The sequence below is a fragment of the Pseudoalteromonas sp. TAP-3C genome (assembly GCF_059888565.1).
The window spans coordinates 438,700-457,368 of sequence record NZ_JCBFEM010000002.1 but is presented as its reverse complement, the minus strand read 5'-3'; the positions used below and the strand labels follow the sequence as shown (position 1 = coordinate 457,368).

Annotated in this window: 16 protein-coding genes and 3 pseudogenes; 17 read left to right on the top strand and 2 right to left on the bottom strand. The window is 39.0% G+C overall.

Annotation, left to right across the window (positions count from 1 at the left end; translation table 11 throughout):
- Positions 1-37 precede the first annotated feature (37 nt).
- The 12 genes and pseudogenes from AC6H44_RS17935 to AC6H44_RS17880 form a co-directional block, all read left to right on the top strand.
- Positions 38-239, top strand: a pseudogene (locus AC6H44_RS17935) (alpha/beta hydrolase family protein); the annotation flags it as partial.
- A 43-nt stretch (positions 240-282) separates the two neighbouring features.
- Positions 283-495, top strand: a pseudogene (locus tag AC6H44_RS17930) (alpha/beta hydrolase family protein); the annotation flags it as partial.
- Between the two features lie 43 nt (positions 496-538).
- A pseudogene (locus AC6H44_RS17925) lies at positions 539-742 on the top strand (alpha/beta hydrolase family protein); the annotation flags it as partial.
- 211 nt (positions 743-953) lie between these two features.
- The gene (locus AC6H44_RS17920) at positions 954-1,571 is read left to right on the top strand and encodes a LysE family translocator (protein WP_500738580.1); all 618 of its coding nucleotides are present in this window, start codon (positions 954-956) and stop codon (positions 1,569-1,571) included.
- A gap of 266 nt (positions 1,572-1,837) precedes the next feature.
- Positions 1,838-2,560 (top strand): hypothetical protein, encoded by a 723-nt coding sequence (locus AC6H44_RS17915; protein WP_500738579.1) that lies wholly within the window; start codon positions 1,838-1,840, stop codon positions 2,558-2,560.
- Positions 2,560-3,462, top strand: coding sequence for an LPP20 family lipoprotein (locus tag AC6H44_RS17910; protein WP_500738578.1), 903 nt, complete (start codon positions 2,560-2,562; stop codon positions 3,460-3,462). The genes AC6H44_RS17915 and AC6H44_RS17910 overlap by 1 nt, the downstream gene beginning before the upstream one ends.
- A gap of 8 nt (positions 3,463-3,470) precedes the next feature.
- Positions 3,471-4,601 carry a hypothetical protein gene (locus AC6H44_RS17905; RefSeq protein ID WP_500738577.1) on the top strand — a complete coding sequence of 377 codons (1,131 nt, stop codon included), beginning with the start codon at positions 3,471-3,473 and terminating at the stop codon, positions 4,599-4,601.
- Positions 4,598-5,965, top strand: coding sequence for a hypothetical protein (locus AC6H44_RS17900; protein ID WP_500738576.1), 1,368 nt, complete (start codon positions 4,598-4,600; stop codon positions 5,963-5,965). Before AC6H44_RS17905 ends, AC6H44_RS17900 begins: the two co-directional genes overlap by 4 nt.
- A 9-nt stretch (positions 5,966-5,974) precedes the next feature.
- The gene (locus tag AC6H44_RS17895; protein ID WP_500738574.1) at positions 5,975-7,270 is read left to right on the top strand and encodes a hypothetical protein; all 1,296 of its coding nucleotides are present in this window, start codon (positions 5,975-5,977) and stop codon (positions 7,268-7,270) included.
- Entirely contained in the window at positions 7,270-7,986 is a 717-nt protein-coding gene (locus AC6H44_RS17890; RefSeq protein WP_500738573.1) for a hypothetical protein, read from the top strand. The genes AC6H44_RS17895 and AC6H44_RS17890 overlap by 1 nt, the downstream gene beginning before the upstream one ends.
- A 13-nt stretch (positions 7,987-7,999) precedes the next feature.
- Positions 8,000-9,214: a transglycosylase SLT domain-containing protein gene (locus AC6H44_RS17885; RefSeq protein ID WP_500738572.1), complete on the top strand. Its 1,215-nt coding sequence runs from the start codon at positions 8,000-8,002 to the stop codon at positions 9,212-9,214.
- Between the two features lie 2 nt (positions 9,215-9,216).
- Positions 9,217-9,786 (top strand): hypothetical protein, encoded by a 570-nt coding sequence (locus tag AC6H44_RS17880; RefSeq protein ID WP_500738571.1) that lies wholly within the window; start codon positions 9,217-9,219, stop codon positions 9,784-9,786.
- A 90-nt stretch (positions 9,787-9,876) separates the two neighbouring features.
- On the opposite strand, the gene AC6H44_RS17875 is transcribed toward AC6H44_RS17880, so the two are convergent.
- Positions 9,877-10,761 (bottom strand): LysR family transcriptional regulator, encoded by an 885-nt coding sequence (locus AC6H44_RS17875; RefSeq protein ID WP_500738570.1) that lies wholly within the window; start codon positions 10,759-10,761, stop codon positions 9,877-9,879.
- Positions 10,762-10,882: 121 nt separating this feature from the next.
- Between AC6H44_RS17875 and AC6H44_RS17870 the strand changes: the two genes are divergently transcribed.
- From AC6H44_RS17870 to AC6H44_RS17860, 3 genes are all read left to right on the top strand, one after another.
- The gene (locus AC6H44_RS17870; RefSeq protein WP_500738568.1) at positions 10,883-12,868 is read left to right on the top strand and encodes a ligand-gated channel protein; all 1,986 of its coding nucleotides are present in this window, start codon (positions 10,883-10,885) and stop codon (positions 12,866-12,868) included.
- A 308-nt stretch (positions 12,869-13,176) separates the two neighbouring features.
- Complete coding sequence (locus AC6H44_RS17865; protein ID WP_500738567.1) at positions 13,177-14,034, top strand: PA4780 family RIO1-like protein kinase; 858 nt, start codon at positions 13,177-13,179, stop codon at positions 14,032-14,034.
- A 147-nt stretch (positions 14,035-14,181) separates the two neighbouring features.
- The gene (locus AC6H44_RS17860) at positions 14,182-15,225 is read left to right on the top strand and encodes a patatin-like phospholipase family protein (RefSeq protein WP_500738565.1); all 1,044 of its coding nucleotides are present in this window, start codon (positions 14,182-14,184) and stop codon (positions 15,223-15,225) included.
- 292 nt (positions 15,226-15,517) lie between these two features.
- On the opposite strand, the gene AC6H44_RS17855 is transcribed toward AC6H44_RS17860, so the two are convergent.
- Positions 15,518-16,081, bottom strand: a complete 564-nt coding sequence (locus AC6H44_RS17855; RefSeq protein ID WP_500738564.1) for a lipid-binding SYLF domain-containing protein — start codon at positions 16,079-16,081, stop codon at positions 15,518-15,520.
- Positions 16,082-16,222: 141 nt separating this feature from the next.
- Between AC6H44_RS17855 and AC6H44_RS17850 the strand changes: the two genes are divergently transcribed.
- Both AC6H44_RS17850 and AC6H44_RS17845 read left to right on the top strand, forming a co-directional pair.
- Positions 16,223-17,434 carry a tyrosine-type recombinase/integrase gene (locus AC6H44_RS17850; protein ID WP_500738563.1) on the top strand — a complete coding sequence of 404 codons (1,212 nt, stop codon included), beginning with the start codon at positions 16,223-16,225 and terminating at the stop codon, positions 17,432-17,434.
- Positions 17,434-18,627: a cation:proton antiporter gene (locus tag AC6H44_RS17845; RefSeq protein ID WP_500738561.1), complete on the top strand. Its 1,194-nt coding sequence runs from the start codon at positions 17,434-17,436 to the stop codon at positions 18,625-18,627. Before AC6H44_RS17850 ends, AC6H44_RS17845 begins: the two co-directional genes overlap by 1 nt.
- The last annotated feature ends 42 nt before the right edge of the window (positions 18,628-18,669 follow it).

The window sequence follows — 18,669 nt, the reverse complement described above, 5'->3', positions numbered from 1 at the left end:
TGCTGCTGGGGTTAAGAAGATCCCCTCTTAATCTCACGGCACATTCCCAATGCAAAGTGAGCGCATGTACGCCGCGCTTAAAGGCCTGGGTAAAGAAGCGCGGTTAGTGATGCTTCCTCGGCTACCGCGCGCGTAAAAGCTTATTGCACGTACTGTGGGAGCAAGAGCAATGGCTTGATAAGTACTTGTTGAGTGACAAAGTTGAATCAATTGATTCAAATGAGCAATTAATTCAGTAGTGACTTACGCCGTGAGTTTAAGAAGATCCCCTCTTAATCTCACGGCACATTCCCAATGCAAAGTGAGCGCATGTACGCCGCGCTTAAAGGCCTAGGTAAAGAAGCGCGGTTAGTGATGCTGCCATATGAAGCCCACGGCTACCGGGCGCGTAAAAGCTTATTGCACGTACTGTGGGAGCAAGAGCAATGGCTTGATAAGTACTTGTTGAGTGACAAAGTTGAATCAATTGATTCAAATGAGCAATTAATTCAGTAGTGACTTACGCTGTGAGTATAAGAAGATCCCCTCTTAATCTCACGGCACATTCCCAATGCAAAGTAAGCGTATGTACGCCGCCCTTAAAGGCTTGGGTAAAGAAGCGCGGTTAGTGATGCTGCCATATGAAGCCCACGGCTACCGGGCGCGTAAAAGCTTATTGCACGTGCTGTGGGAGCAAGAACAATGGCTTGATAAGTACTTGTTTACAGATAACGCAGCAGATGCTGAAACAACAATAAATTAATTTGCTAAGAGTTTCGAGCCTCGGGCTTCGAGGTTTCGCAGCGCGAAATACTGCGCTGCTAACTTGGGCTAAGCTCGGTGCTCTTAACCCGATTCTCAAGGCTATTACTTATAATTTATCAATAGCTATTTTATCTTTCACCTTTGGCTTTTTTCCTTTACCCTTTCATTCAAACCTATCAGAACTTTTTTTAACTTATTACGAGCTTTAAATGATTGATGTAGCGGTACTTGCGGTATTTATTCCGACTTTCTTTTTTGTGTCTATCACTCCGGGTATGTGTATGACGCTGGCCATGACTTTAGGCATGAGTATAGGTGTGCGGCGAACCTTGTGGATGATGATTGGCGAATTACTGGGTGTTGCCAGTGTCGCGGTGGCTGCTGTGCTGGGTGTAGCGAGTGTTATGCTTAATTACCCCAGCGCATTTGATATTTTAAAATGGGTGGGCGGTGCTTATTTAATTTATATAGGAATTAACATGTGGCGTGCAAAAGGAAAAATGTCAGTTGATACTCAAAATACGACAGCAGTAAGCCGTTATTCATTATTTTCACAGGGGTTTGTCACTGCTATTGCTAATCCAAAAGGCTGGGCATTTATGATTTCCCTGCTTCCTCCTTTCATTAATGTACAATATACTGTAGCGCCCCAATTGACCATACTGGTGGCCATTATTTTGCTTTCTGAGTTTATCTGTATGATGATTTATGCAACAGGCGGTAAAAGCCTGCGGTTATTTTTAACCAAAGGCAATAACATAAAATGGATGAATCGCATTGCAGGGAGTTTAATGGTGCTGGTAGGAGTTTGGTTGGCAATAGGGTAAAAATCGAACTTAATGGTGTTTCTTAATGATAAGTTCTTATTTAAAATACATTAGTTATAAAAATAAGCTGAAAGTATTAATAGCTGCTAAGCACCCTACTATGGTTACATTTGTAATTGATTTATAGCTATTGGTTAGTTTTTTATTTATTTTGTGTATTGCAATTCACCTTAAATTCAGTAATTCTATTTATATGTTCAAGGAAGAATAAGTCAAGTTATCCACTTTTACTTTCTTGTCTTATTAAATTTATATGGAATTACTTTATGAAAAAATCGTTGTTATCTGCTGTTATTTTTGCCCCTCTTTTTGCCGGTTGTGTTTCAACTACTGATACTAGCGCTTCAGCTAATGTAGATCGTAACATGGCTGTATCTCAATTGACTGAACGTATGGATACATTGGGTTATGCCTACCCTATAACCGTACAGGTTGGTATTGACGAGTTTTTAAATATGTCAGCAATTATTTTAGAACGCCAGCGCAAAGTTATGGGTGAGTACCGCACTCAGACCGATAATTACCGAGATGTTCAAGCCTTTTTATATGCACATCAAAACTCAACTCCAGAACAGCTTGACGCTGCAATCAAAGAGTTTGATGCCGGTGCTACAAATAAAGACCAAGAAATTGGTCATAAAATCGTAGCTTACAACCAAGCAAATGAAGGGATTTATCAGCAAAATGTTGAGCTAGCAACAGAGCTTACTATCGAAATTGCTAAATCTGCTTATATTTTAACTCAATACAGTACGGAAATTGCTAAAGTAACAGCCTTAAGAATGGGTGGAGATTTAGTTACTTCATGGATGTCATCTGATGAAGAAAATGCTAAAAAAGAAGAAGACCCTAAAGACATTGGTAGCGCTCTTATCAAAGCTAAAGATCAACTCGCGTTAGCCCTAGAAGCAAACGAAATTATTGAGCTAGAGCAAGCAACCATTACAGCTATTAACGAGTTACAATTAGAGCAAGAAGCGAAAGGCTAATGAAGATTGGCATTTTTACTATTTTGTTAGTATTTGCTTTTAATTGCCCTGCTAAAAGTTGGCCAAGTTGGGTTATCCAACCGCAAAAAAGTGATGAATACATCACGGCGGTTGGCATAGGGGAAAGTCGCTTAGCTGCAAAGCAAGCGGCTTTAGCCGAAATAAGCACTCAATTAAGTGTTGATGTAAGTACACAGCAACTGCAAAAGTTAACAAAACAAAACACTCAGGCAGATAGTTACTTTGCACAAGCGACTACTTTAACGAGCCTACCTTTTACATTAACAGGTTTAGTCGAGCTTAAATCGCTAGAAAAAAATAATTTATTTGCTTTAAAAATGGGCGTTAAGAAATCAGTGTTAGTGAAAAGTCTTAGTGCTGATTTAGCTGGACTTTCTCGTTTATCTCCGCCTAAAAATAATGCAGAGCAGCGTTTTATATGGGCACTTCAAAATAGCGCCGCACTTGAGACTGCGGCTAAAAAGTTGGCAGTGCTAGAGCACCTTTCGGGCCCAAATCTATCGATTAACTCAACATTAGACTATTTGTTAGATGAGCAAGCAATGGCTTTAAATGCGGTCTCCTGTGATGTAATAGGGGCTAGTGACCTTAGCTCAATTAAGTCAGCATTAAACACAGCATTACCACAAAGTGGCAGTGTAAAGTTATGGATACGTCCTCAAATACACTGGCAATATGCTCAATCTAATAAAGACCACTCAGTTAAAGCAAAATTAACTTTAGCCCTTACTCGAAGTCAAAGCCCTTTTACTGTGTTACTGCAACACGACCTGTTTGCACAAGAAAATGCTGCCACACAAGACAATGCAAAACAAAAAGTAATTAATAATTTAGTTCAACAACTTAAAGCACCTGCTAGCAAGTGGTTGTTTGATATTTAGGAATAGTAATGAAAGTAATAAAAGCCTTAGCTCTTTCCGCATTAACCATGGCCTTAATCGTTGGGTGTAATTCTACCCCTAAAAGAGGCAGCTCAACTCAACAAGGTAATGTAAGTAATAATGCATCAAATACAGTAGTAGCAAAAAGTGCTTATATTTTTAGCGATGCAGATATTGCAATGCCCGCATATTTTGATACTCAAGGGTTAGAACGCTGTTCGTTTGATGTTAATAATGAAACAGACAGTTGCCCACTCAAAAAGCCGATTGTACGTATGTATTTTGATTTAGCAGGAGTCAGCGGTAGTGGTATTGGCGTTGATGCAATGCGAGAATTTGATAATAAAAACTTATTATTAATGCTTGAAAACCAATTTGCAGGTATTAACCGTTTTAGAATAGTTACGCGTGATGACGATGCAATATCAAATGAGCAACAATTAATTTTGCAGCAGCAAGGTGTTGTTACCGCGGCTAGACGCGCTGAAGTTAAAGCATTAATTCCTGATTTTGTGGTAAAGATAGACTCATTAAGAACCTTAAAAACAGAAGGTGCAATTACAGATTGGGCTGATTACACGCTAGAGCTAACAACAGGGGTTATTAATCCGCAAACGCGAGAGAAATTAGCTTATCCTAACTTGGGTAAAATTCGTGTTAAGTCAGAAGATGTAAGAGACCGTTCGGAGCTCAAGTTTACCACTGTTAGTGGCCGTTATGCCGCAGGATTTCGTTTCGATCAAAGTGCGCACGTAAATGCGGTGCTCAGTGATATGGGGTCACGAGGAATAGATATATTATTAACTCGTATGTTGAGCGAAATGCCTGCAACAGCTCAGGTTTTAGGAATTAAAAATAATAAAATAAGTTTAGATCGTGGGCAAAATGCGGGTGTTTTACCTAATGAGACCATGATTGTATTTAGTTACGAAGCTGGTTTTGTTGAGCCGCTAGGCGTAGCACACGTCAACCCGTCACGTAACAGCGCCAATGGCGAAATTATTCGCTGGAAAGATTCAACTGTAGCAGCAGATATTAAAAACAAAGCTAAAAATGGTATTTATCGCCCATCAAATGGTGCAAAAATATTTGCTGTTTCTGTAGGGACTCCAGCAGACTTTTTGGAGAACCGTACATGATAAAAAAGCTCAGTGTAATCGCGTTATTTTCTTTAAGTGCACAAGCCCAAGTCGAGGTGCTAGCAGATGGAACATTACAAACGCAGGCATGTGCATATGGGCGAGGAAGTTTAGCTATTTCTGGTGCAAAAGCACAAGCGGGCGCTGAGCTTATAAGCTTTATTAAGGGTAATAAAAGCTTAACCACCCAAAGTGCTCAGCAGCATTTAACAACAAACTTAAGCGATGATGCCACTCACTTATATGAGCAGCAACGCACTTTAATGTTAGAAGGCTTAAATGCTGGTGCAGTTCCTTTAAATTATTCAACTCCCACATTGAATGGCAATGATACCTGCATGACTGTAAGCCTTAATCCGCAAGAGCTAGGTCAACCGCAAGAGCAAAGTTGGCAGCAAACCACCCAAAATATTAGTGTCACGGTAATAGGGCAAGGCTGGAAAAAAGAAGGTAAAACAGCATTAATTATTGCCGAGCAAGATGCCCTGCAGCGTGCAGTATCACAGGTTGTGGGCGTATGGCTTACACAGCAGCATACACAATCATCAAGCACCAGTATGAATATTGCTGACGGGCATGAATCAACTACTATGCAAGAACTAATAGGTCAGCAACTTTCAAGCCACAGTGAAGGGCTTGTTAAAGAGTGGCAAACGCTGCAAACCAAAGAACTGCTAAATGGTGGTGTAGAAGTCACTATAATGGCCGTTGTAGAAAAAGCTCCTTTAATTCAAAAAGCATCAAAGTTACTTAGCATGATAGGTTCCCCTAGGGTGCAAGTTATTGCACCTGAGCCATTAAAAACAGAGCTAAAAATTTGGCTAAACGATCAAGGTATTGAGGTTGGTAATGCGGCCAGTTTAGTAATTTACGCAAAATCTGATCTGATTAACCGAGATAATAACAGGCAGCTTTCGTTAAAAGCTGATGTACGTGACTTAGCGGGGAATATTTATGGGCGCTGGGAAAATGATGCATCGCTTATGTCTTTACCCTCGGGCGAACACGTAGAAAACGACTTAATGGCTGTGCATTTAGCCAGCGAGTCACAATCAAAAGCACTTCATAACACGCTAACTAATGCATTTACACAAGTTGTAGCAAGGGGCGGTTTAGTCCGTGAAGTGATGTTGCCAAGCAATAAGTTAACACAACCAGAAAAGCTTCATGATGTACTCACTACCTTAGGGGGGGTGAGTGATGTTTCAATACATAAGCAGCAAAAATACACGGTAGCAAGCCTTAGATTTAAAGGAAATACAGGTGAGCTGGCTCATGCGCTTGAGCAGGCTTTAGTAACAATAACGGCTAAAAACCTTTCAAAAATTACAGTCGAAGACGACTTTACACTCAGGTACAAATAAGGATAGATGATGAAATTAAAAATATTAACATTAGCAATGGTTTTAGCTATGCCAGCAACTGCGGCAGAAGAATTTAGCTTAACCGATATGATCCCTGCACGACCAGGAGCGACTGTTGCTAATGCTGAACAAGCTAAAGTATCGGGTGATGTTGTTGTTGCTAAAGATAGTAATGTAGCTGTTGCCGTTGCTCATCAGTCGCTGATTGATGACGATGAAGACGGTATAAAAATGATACAAGTGGGCAGTGGCACCGGTATTTTATCAATCGGTAGTGCAAGCTATAACACGTATGACAATATGAATGCGACTTTACTGTCAAAACGCGGTGCATATAACCAAGCTTATTTAATTGCAAAAAAACAACTAATAGAAAATATGAAAGGAGTAGAACACCAATGCGACAACGTCGTCAGTGCAACAATGGATGTAATAGATACTGGTGTTGAAGGGGTTGCGAGCGAGCAAACGAATATGATGGAGGCATGTAAGGAGTCAGTTGCAGGATCATTAGCGGGCTTTGTAACCTATGATGTTTATGATAACAATAATGAAAAATCAGTACGTGTAAGCTTAATTTCTACGCCTAAAACACGTTCGCAAATTCAAGGTAATCGCGGTGCTGTAGCTGTTACTAGTGAACCAAATGCTATTTTTCAACAAGTAATTAGCGATGTAAAATCAGGAGTATTACCGCCGGTTGGTGCAAAAGTATTAACAAATGCAGATAGCAAAGAAGTTATTGTTTTAGGTTATGGCTCAGCCATAATACGCAGTAATAAAAATAGTAAAGTAGCACGTAAATTAAAAGATGTGGCAAAATCGCAATCACAAACCCGTGCACGCTCGGCATTGTTGGCAACAATGCAAGGTGAAAAAGTGTATTGGCAGGGCAGCTTTGACGAGAAACAAATGGAAGGCACGCAGCAATTTGAATACGATGACCCAAATCTAAATGATCCTCAACAAGTAAAAATATTAGATGAAGAACGTAATACATTTTTAAATCAATTAAAAACATCTGACGAATATGCAACTATATCTAAAGGCAAATTACCACCGGGTGTAAGTGTTAAGAGTTTTGCTAGTGATGATGGAATGTGGCAATACAGCGTTGCTGTTTATGCACCAAGTTTAGAAGCTACAGCTCGTCAAGCTGCAAAAGAAATGGCAGGCAACAATAGTGAAACAGTTAATGGCATGAACGGCTCAGGCAAAAAAATAAAAGCAGTGGGTGGCTTAAACGAAAAAGCGGCTAATCCCCGAGGTGCGTCAGGTAAAGTAGCGAGTGAAGAGGAGCTTTAATGCTAACAGCTATTTTAGCGCTTGCGTTGGTGGCTTCGGCCACCTTTGACTCGGAGCAAACAATCGAACAACAAACAGCTTTTTTTAAAAGTCAGGCGAACGGGCAGTATGCCCGTGTTATGGCATTAAAATCCAGTGCTAATAATATGCTTGAACAAGCGTGCAGACATGCACTTACCTTACCGCAAAGATACAAGATAAAGGTGGATTTAGCTAGTAAACTTAATATCAAGCTTCCCGAGAAAGTCAGCTATATAAACGCGACTATTACTGACTACGCGCAACAAATGCAGGGGAAGTGGTTAACGTGTAGTGGTACGGTGTTAGCTGCTGATAATGAAATAAATCAAGCTGGGTTAGCTATAAGAGCTGCTTGGGAAGTGAGTACTGAAAAAGATAAAACTCATTTACGATCATTACTTAAAGTTGCTATGAGTCACACGACAACAATTTCTGATGCGGTGGCATTAGTTGCCGAGCAGTCACCTAAAAGTGAGCAATTAAATTACCTAGACAAGTACTTAGTGGTCAATGAGCTGCAACTTGATCAGGCTAAAGCCGCAGTAGCAAAAATTTGGTTTAATAACCAACACTATAAACAAGCCATGGAATTATTAGAAAACTGTGAAAGTATAGGCTGTAAACGATTATATATAATCGTTAAAACGGAATTTGAGCAAGTAACCGCTGATGATTTAAACAGTTACTTTAAATAAAAGGAAATTACTGATGCATATAAACGTTAAATGTTTTGGCATATTAGGCATATTTTTTTGTGTTAATTTTAGTATACCAAGTGTTGCTGCAAATAATGAAGAGGCTGAATTTGCTGCCTTTTTAAAGCAACGAGAAAGTGAGTTTAATCAATTCGAACAACAGCAAAAACAAGAGTTTGATGCTTTTGTAAGTGCATGGCGTGATGCACAAGATGCTTACTTAAAACAGGTAAATAAAAAATGGCAAGATCCAAACTTACCAAGCTCCAAGGTATGGGTTGAATACAGCGACGATTTAAATACACGCACCACAGTAGATTTTGAACATGGTGAAGTTGTTATTGAACTATTAAATAGCCACAATGATGTGCAAGCAGTGAAATATGCCAATCAACAGTTGACTGCATTGTCGCAAATTTCAGTAGCAAAAACGCTTGCAAAAGACCCCGTATATATAGCGGCCAATCATATTATTAAGAGTAACTCTAATTTATCTGCGGTAAAGTCAAATCGAGATCCTTCATCTGTACCTATAAAAAAAGTAATCAAGTCTCAAATAAGTACTGAACAAACTGTTTTATCAGTTGATGCGGTCACACAAACTCTAGCGTCAAATGCTCCTGTTATTACTAAGCAAAAAGATAGAGTAAAGGTGAGTTATGCACTGCCTGCTAATAACTTGTCAAACCAAGCTAAGCGATATTTGCCTGAGGTACACACTCAAGCTGCTCGTTATAAATTAGATCCCGCACTTTTACTTGCTATTATTCATACCGAGTCTAGCTTTAACCCGTTAGCTCGCTCTCCTATCCCTGCTTTTGGGTTAATGCAAATAGTACCTACATCAGCAGGCAAAGATGTCAGTCAGTTTTTACAAGGTAAACCACTCTTACTAAGCCCAGAATATCTTTTTCAGGCTGATAATAATGTTGAAGCAGGCAGCACCTATGTACACCTATTAAATAATCGTTATTTTAAAAATATACGTAACGAAGAGTCTCGACTCTATATGAGTATTGCTGCTTATAATACAGGCCCAGGCAATGTTGCTAAAACACTCAGTGGAACTAAGTCACTTAATCAAGCAAGTATAGCGGCTAACAGTATGTCGGCTGATAAAGTTTATAATTTAATGATTAATGAATTACCCGCTCAAGAAACCCGTAATTATTTACAAAAAGTGGTTAAACGCACCGCTTATTACCAAGAACAATTGAAAGGACTTTAACAATGAAAAAATTATTACCAGTTATAGCTGCGCTAGCATTAGGTGCTTGCTCAAGCACAGATAATAATCAATCAGTACCACTTGCTAAAGATGACTCTGTACCGAGCTGGGTTTTATTACCCGTGTCGGATAAAGGCTTGGCTTCATCATCATGCGTCCCTTGGTCTGGAAGTATGTCAGTAGATAGAGCGCAAGCAATTGCAGCCGCGCGAGCAGATTTATCACAACAAATACAGGTAAAAGCTAGCGTAATGGATAAACTATACCTTCGCAAAGCACAAAGTAATGATGAGCTAAATGCGGGCGGGACATTTGAACAAGTCAGCAAGCAAGTTGCTCAGCAAAGCTTGGTGGGTGCAGTACCGCAAGAAGTTGCTTTTGCAAAGCTAGATGGCGTAAAACAATTATGTACCTTTGTAGTTATGAATAACACGCAAGAGACATTTAACAACCTTGTTGAGCAATCAGGTAAGCGTTTAGATCCAAGCTCGCGTGAAGCGCTTTATGAAGAGTTTAAAACGCAAAAAGCTATGAAAGAGCTTGAAAAAGAACTGGTTAATTTAAACAAATAAACACTTATTTGAGCCATTGTATTTTATTACATGCAGTGGCTGTGTGTACTTTAATCAGGCAATTATCATTTAATTAACCTGTACCATATTTTAAATATTTGCAAACGATATTTTGAGTGCCTGTATTGCGGCTTTAGTTTTTGCCGCTAAGATATCGCGTGCGGGAGTTAATGCAAATACATCGTAATGGGGAAGCTGCCAGTCGGTGCATATTTCCAGTAGTTCACCTTTGGCTAAAAGATGGCGTACTTCAGGTTCAGGTAAAATCGCATAACCTAATCCATCAGCAACAAATTGAATGACCGTTTGCATATTATTAATCGCAATACGCGCTTTTGGCAATGGTGTGTTTTCACCGCTAATACGGTGTGTAAGTGCGGGGTTAACGGCTATGTGAGCGATTCGGTTGTGCGTTTTAAGCATATCCAACGCAATTTTTGGTTGCTGTGCAAGAGCATGATTTTTATGCACACACAATATGAGTGGCCAACTGGCGAGTTGTCTTGCGATTAGATTTGAATCTTCGAGTGGGCCAATGGCTAGCACTAAATCAATACCAGATTTGATCATGTCAACTGGCTCATCACAGAGCGTTAAATGAACATCTATATCACTAAATTGACTAATTAAATATTTTAAAGGCTCACTTAGTAGCCCTCCACCAAAACCGACAGGTGCCGCCATTTTCAACTGCCCACTTGGGCAGTTTTGTAAATGCTGTAGCTGTTCTGATGTATCTTCTACAACGGCAAGCATTTTTACACAGCTTCGATAATATAATTCGCCGGCCTCAGTTAGTGTGAGCTCTCGAGGACTGCGATTAAATAAACTCAAACCAATATCGTGTTCAATTTGTTTTATTTGTTGGCTAATTGCTGAGGTCGTCATTAAAAGTTCAGCAGCGGCTTTACTCATACTGCCCGTTTGCACAGTACGAACGAAGACATTTAGGGTTTTAGTTAATTTATCACTCATATCGTTAAGCCTTACTTAAATTAGCTTTAATTAAAATAGCGTTGCGAGAAAGGGAACTTCTCACTATTATCGCAAACGCTAATTATTATCATTTGCAAGATAAATGTCACGGAGAAATATCATGAATACAGTAAGTTGTAAGTTAAGGCCAGTAACTGCATTAATTTTAAGTACTTTTGCAATTACTAACCACGCTTTTGCTGATGAAAAAAAACAAGATATGGAAGTTATGGTAATCACCGCTTCTGGTTATGAACAAATGCTTAAAGAAGCACCTGCAAGTATTAGCGTTATCGACAGGGCGCAATTAGAAAAGCGCTTTTATCGAGACTTAACCGATGCACTGACAGATGTCCCTGGTGTAATTGTAACCGGTGGCGGCGACAGAAAAGATATTAGCTTGCGCGGAATGGCTAGCCAATACACGCTCATTCTTGTTGATGGACAACGTCAAACATCCAGAGAAACTCGGCCAAACAGCGATGGCCCAGGTGTAGAAAGTGCGTGGACACCGCCTATTTCATCCATTGAGCGTATTGAAGTAATACGCGGCCCTATGTCGTCACTTTATGGCTCGGATGCCATCGGTGGGGTTATTAACATTATTACCCGAAAAGCGCCAGAACAATGGTATGGCGAAGTGCGCTTAGATAGTTCAATTCAAGAACGCAGTGAGTCGGGCAATATTAATCAAGGTGGTTTTTTTGCTGCTGGTGGACTAATACCTGAACTATTAGGTGTGCAGCTATCTGGCCAATTTTCAACGCGAGATGAAGATGATTTTAGTGCCGGTTATCGTGGCAAAGAGCAAAGTAATATTAAAGCAAAGATTATTTTAACGCCCTCTGATAACCATGAAATTATGTTTGAGGCAGGCACGGGTAAACAAACCTTGGATGCCACGCTCGGTAAAACTGTTGCAGCACTTGCCCCAGGAGAAAGCTGTGGGCGTCGTGGTTGCCCTGAGTCATCAACGACAGAGTATGAGCAACAAACCTTTTCACTCAGCCATAATGGTTTTTACGATTTTGGTTCTTCACGCAGTTATTTAAAATACGATAAATTCGACAACACCTCTCGTGAAATGTTTGTTGAAAACACGGACGCACAAACTAGCTGGACGTTGCCAATTATTACCGGTCATAATGCCACGGTCGGTGCAGCTTATTTAAAAGAAACATTGGATGATTACACCAGCAATAAAATTAGTGATTTAACCCACGTTGAGAATGAACAGTGGTCAATTTTTGCTGAGGATGAATGGGCTGCAACACAGACGTTTAATCTCACTACAGGGATTAGATACGATCATGATAGTAATTTTGCGGGACATTGGAGTCCGCGTTTATACGGTGTTTATACAGCGACTAATAACCTTACCATCAAAGGTGGCGTTTCAACAGGCTTTAGAGCGCCCAATATTCGCCAGTCTACTGCACAGTGGGGTCAAGTTAGCAGGGGCGGTAATATTTATGGTAATCCTGATTTAAATCCAGAAAAATCAATTAACTATGAAGTAGGAGTTTATTTTGATGTAAGCCGTGAACTGAACATTTCAGGTACCGTATTTTATAACCAGTTTGATGATAAAATAACCCGTATTTCTTGTCCATCAACCCAATGTACTGATGGCCCTAATGAGTTTGGTTCAGATCCAACAACTTATGTAAATGTTGATGAAGCAGTGACTCAAGGCGTTGAATTGACAGTTTCCTATGATATTGGCAATGATGTTGACCTAAGTGCTAATTACACCTACACCGATTCGGAGCAAAAGTCAGGCGAGTATAAAGGCAGCCCACTAAATCAGTTGCCTAAGCATATTCTGCAAACATCACTTAATTGGCAACCGAGTGATAAGTTTGGCAGTTGGTTACGTATTCATTACCGAGGTAAGGAGAGTCAACCAACAACGGGTCCTTCACAAAGTAGTCTTATTGCTCCAGATTACACATTGGCCGATATTGGTGGTAACTATAACTTAACGAATAGTTTAAAATTGGGTTTTGGCGTGTATAATATTCTTGATAAAGCCATTACTGAAGATGAGTACGGCTACGTGGAAGACGGTCGCCGTTATTGGACGTCTTTAGTATGGCAGTTTTAAGCGTTTAATAATTAAAGCTATAAATTAAAAAACGGGTATACTTCCCGTTTTTTAATGTTAACTATTTTCAGCGTTATTATTAGCTAATAATTATCAAAAAATTGCAAAATGAGGTTGGCTTTTATTCCTCAGTCGCTTATTCTAACCGAGTAATTTAAATATTGAATACAACTTTGAAGCGTCGCTCATTGTTTATTAAAACCATCGTCTTTCTTAATCCGCAAAGGTATACCTCGTTTGAACCACATAGTAATAAATAGATTAAATAACAGCTTATTAAACACTCCTGTATTTTTAGAAGGTGCATTTTGAAAACCCCAAAACGTTTACAACCATTGGTTGATGATGGGTTTATAGATGCGGTGCTTAGCCGATTAATGAGCGGTAAAGAGGCTGATGTGTTTGTAGTTGCTTGTGGCGATGAAATTCGCTGTGCCAAAGTGTACAAGGAAGCCAGTAAACGAAGTTTTAAAAAGGCAGCACAGTATCAAGAAGGGCGTAAAGTGCGCGGTGGACGACAAGCACGGGCTATAGGTAAGCGCTCAAGCTATGGCCGCCAAGTAGAAGAAGAAATTTGGCAAAATGCTGAAGTTGATGCACTGTCACGCCTATCGGCAGCAGGTGTTCGCGTCCCGCTAACATACTGTTGTGTTGATGGTGTACTACTTATGGAACTCGTAACCGATGAAACCGGTAATGTAGCACCTCAATTAGGTAGTGTTGAACTTTCAGCTGAGCAAGCCATTAAGCAATATTCACAAATGATTTATTACGTTAAATTAATGCTATGCGCAGGTATTATTCATGGTGACTTATCTGAATTTAATGTACTTGTAGATGGTAATGGCCCTGTTATTATTGATTTACCACAAGCCGTTAATGCCTCTGCTAATAATAGCGCCGAAGCTATGTTCAACCGCGACGTAAATAATATGCGTCGTTACTATGGCCAATTTGCGCCTGCGTTATCACACACTCAATACGCTAAAGAAATGTGGGCACTTTACGAAGACGCTGAGCTGACCCCACATAGTACGCTCACAGGTAAATTTGAAGACGATAACGAAGCGGCCGATGTTGATTCGGTGCTTAACGAAATACAAGCCGCCTTTGAGGAAGAGCAAGCGCGCAAAGAACGTATTCGCGATGCTGATAGCGAAGAGTGAGAGGGTGTTTAAAAATTAAGTTTTAAAAATGTGGAGTAGGTATTTGAAATTAACGAATAATAATTCCCCTATATTTACTTGCATAAATATTCATGTTCGTAGGGTTTAAATAATATAAAATAGCAACATGAAAGGCCGTATTTTTAGATGATCGACATTTATGCAGGTAAAACTGCAGCAAAAATAATAAACCAACAAGGTTTTAAACCTGAACTTTTTACTTCGTTTTTAGGCGCCAGTGGTGGGCCAAAATGGTTTACCTTATTTGGGTTAGATAAGTACATTTTTGCCGAATTTTTTAAAAACCGAACCCAACCGCTAAATTTAATTGGTTCTTCGGCAGGGGCTTTTCGTGCTGCGTGTTTTGCACAAAACGATCCGGTTGCTGCCATCGAACGCTTAGCAAAATCGTATTCGCAAACCCGATATTCTAGTAATAAACCCACCCCTAATGAAATTACCACTAAAGCCCGCGCACTACTCGAAGATGTGTTTGGCGATAATGGTGTTAACGAAATTATAAATAATCCTGTGTTTAAAGCGCATTTTATTGTCGCAAAATCTAATGGACTTATTGCCAGCGAACATAAATTAATACAGCTTTTGGGTTTATTAAAAAGTTACTTGCTTAACCGCGTTAATCGTAAATTATTGGGCAGTCAGTATGAGCGTTTTATTTTTGGCGCGCCCAATAGTAATTTAAGTATTACCGACAGTTACAATTTTAAAACTCAAAACATTGCACTCACACAAACAAATTTAAAAGATGCCTTATTGGCATCGGGCTCTATACCGTTGGTGATGCAAGGGATTAAAAATATTGTTGGATCGCCACCTGGAATTTATCGTGACGGCGGTATTATTGATTACCACTTTGATTTAAAAATTAATAACCCAGGCTTAATTTTGTATCCGCATTTTAATTCAGATCCCAAAGCAGGATGGTTCGATAAAAATTTGAAAAGAAAAGTCGCACCACAAAATTACGATAACGTGGTGATGATCACCCCATCAAAAGAATTTATAGCAGGTTTACCTTACGGAAAAATCCCCGATAGAAATGACTTTACCAATCTTGATGCCGACACCCGGATTAAATATTGGAACACCGTATTCAGTGAAACAGAAAAACTGGCGGTAGCGTTTGATAATAAATTAAATAATACAAAATTTGACTTATTATCATATTAGTTTTTAACTTACTGACAACTGACAACTGACAACTGACAACTGACAACTGACAACTGACAACTGACAACTGACAACTGACAACTGACAACTGACAACTGACAACTGACAACTGACAACTGACAACTGACAACTGACAACTGACAACTGACAACTGACAACTGACAACTGACAACTGACAACTGACAACTGACAACTGACAACCCATAAATTACGTTATGTTAAATTGACTCGTTTATAGTAAAACGAGCATGGATTATGCAAATCAGCCCGCTATTAACGGTGTAAAGAGGGATTAATTTAGCTCAGAATCCACCCAAAATTTAGTGCCTTTTAATACAGCTTGTAATGCAAGGCCACTTTCGGTTAAAGAGTATACAGTAACTTGGTCTGCAATGGCTTCGGCAACTAAAGCACCGCCTTTATCTTGGTATTTTGCCGCAGCATCGGCATTACCGCCGAACGCCCAACCATATTGAATAAACCTATTTAATGCAGCTTGTTCGTGAAAAACAATTACGACATTAAAATCTTTAACGCCCAAACCTAAGCCTAAACCAGCTTCACCCATATTCATATAGGTCGATTTTCCCGTTAAGTTATTTTTAACTACCCCATAACCGCCACCAAAACTGGCTAAAATCACATTTACATTAGCATTATCAAAAACAGCATATCCGGCAGAATTAGCAATTTGAGTTTTAACATCTGGTTTTTTAGCATATAAAGTCGCCAATGTGTTGTTTTTCATACTTTGCACTAAAGCGCGTTTTTCACCAGGCGAAGCACTGCCTGTAGTAGCGCAACCCGTTAGTGAAACGGTAACAACTAATATGCTCAACAGAAGAAGTTTTTTCATGATTTTTCCTTTAATAAGGTATATGGTTAATAAATCTGCGTTTAGCATAAATATCAAAAATTCGTTATGTCCAATACTAGACAGTATCGGACTTTAAAGTTAGCATACAGATCTCTTATTCTTATTATATATTTTATTACTATGCTTGTTGCTCTGGTCGACACATTAAAACAATTGCGTTATCAAATTGCTCATTTGGAAGATGATACACTTGATTCAGAATATCCAGAGCTGGCCTCTTTTATACAGCAAGTCAGCTTGATTGTAACTGAATCAAAGGCCGATCTTAATTTTTTATACCAGTTTTTATACGTTTACGGTCGAAAATCTGAGGCAACGTATAGTCGATTTCGTAATGAACTTGAACGATTTTACTTGTATTCTTGGCTTATTACAGAAAAATCTGTATTTGAACTTAAGCGTGAAGATATTGAAGCCTATGTTGATTTTATGGTTGAACCGGATAAAAAATGGGCATCAACCTCGGTGCAGTGGCGTTATAAAGATGAGCAAGGAATTCGTCGATTAAACCAAAATTGGCGCCCTTTCATGTTAAAAGAATCCATTGCGAGTCAGCAAACATTATCGGCCATGTTTACAGCCCTCAATGTATTTTATAAATTCGCCATTTTAGAAGAAAAAACCTTCGCTAACTTTGTACCTGTTGTTAAGAAAAATAGCCCCTACTTGGTTGTGCAATCACAAATCAAAATCCCCGATACGTTAAGCGATATTCAATGGGAATATGTATTTGGGGTGACACGAGATATATGTGAAAAAAAGCCAGAGTATGAAAGAAACTTATTTACGCTTGCGTGTTTGAAAGGGCTTTATTTACGTATATCAGAATTGTCGGAACGGCCACAGTGGTCGCCGGTTATGTCACATTTTTGGCAAGATAACGATGGCTTTTGGTTTTTACGTATTATGGGCAAAGGAAATAAGTTACGCGATGTAACCTTAAGTGATGATTTTGTTGAATATTTAAAACGTTATCGGTTGTATCGTGGTTTACCTGCCCTGCCCCGCGTTGATGAGTCAGATCCGCTAGTGCATAAAATTCGTGGTCAAGGTGGAATGACGGTAAGGCAAATTCGCAGGTTAGTACAACAAAGTTTTGATATTGCACAACAATCATTACTTGATGATGGTTTTAAAGATGACGCGGAACAATTAGAAGCTGCAACTGCTCATTGGCTTCGTCATACGGGGGCAACGCATGATGCACAAACACGACCACTCAAGCATTTATCAGAAGATTTAGGGCATGCAAAAATAGCCACCACAGATCAAATTTATATCCAAACTAATATTAAAGAGCGCGCGAAGTCAGGATTAAAAAGGAAAATTTAATGGAATACTTAGTTATTGCTTTTATTGGTAGCTTATTTTTAATTTACTCGCTAACACTTCGCCAACTAGAAAAAACTGAAATTACGGGCCCAATGTTTTTTGTTTTTGGTGGTATGTTGTTAGCATTAGTCGTACCTAACGAAAACGAAGAATTTAAAAATGGTTTACGGTTTTTACTCCCGTTTATAGAATTAACTTTAAGCATATTTTTATTTACTGATGCGGCCAAATCAAAATTGAGTGTGCTAAGGCATAGCTTTCAGTATCCGAGTTTACTGTTATTTGTTGCCCTACCCTTAACGTTATTACTTGGCATTGCTGTTGGGTTATTTTTGTTTGCCGATTTATCTGTTATTCAAGCTGCGCTACTTGCCATTATATTAACGCCCACCGATGCCGCTTTAAGTAGAGGATTACTCGTCAGTACTCAAGTTCCTGAAAAAATTCGTGAAGGAATAAATACCGAAAGTGGTTTAAACGATGGTTTATGTGTACCTGTTTTTTTAATATTTATATTATTGGCGAAAAACCCCGAATCTACAATCACAGCAACACAAACCTTAACTGTATTTACTAGAGAGCTTGGTTTAGCTTTATTTATTGCTTTTACCAGTATAGCTATTTTTATTCCATGTTTAAATTTTGCAATGAAGCGGCACTACTTTGCACAAAATACCAGCCCGTTTTTATTATTGGGTTTTGCTATGGCGGTGTTTTCGATTACGCAGTATTTTCATGGAAGTGGATTTATCGCCGTGTTTATTGCAGGATTATTATTTGATAAGTTTTCAAGCGAAAAGGTAAAAGTTGAGCTTATCGAAGACTCGGAACACATAGCCGATTTTACATCATTAATGATCTGGTGTTTGTTTGGGTTTGTAAGTGTTTATTTAGTTTTTGCTAAATTAAATTTTGAGATAATAATTTATGCCTTATTAAGTACAACTTTAATTAGAATAATTCCTGTTATGTTGTCACTGCAACTTACATCACTTAAAATAAAAGAGCGTTTTACATTTGCTTGGTTTGGGCCAAGAGGATTGGCTTCAATTGTATTTACTTTAATGGTGATAGATACACAAATAGAAAACAAATTTCAAATTGCGACCATTGCCATGACAACAATTTTATTTAGTGTGTTTATTCACGGTATTAGTACAAAACCGATTGCTGACAGCTTTAGTAAAAAGTAGTAGGTAAATAGAAAGGCGGTTTTTATTAAGCCCGCCTTCTTA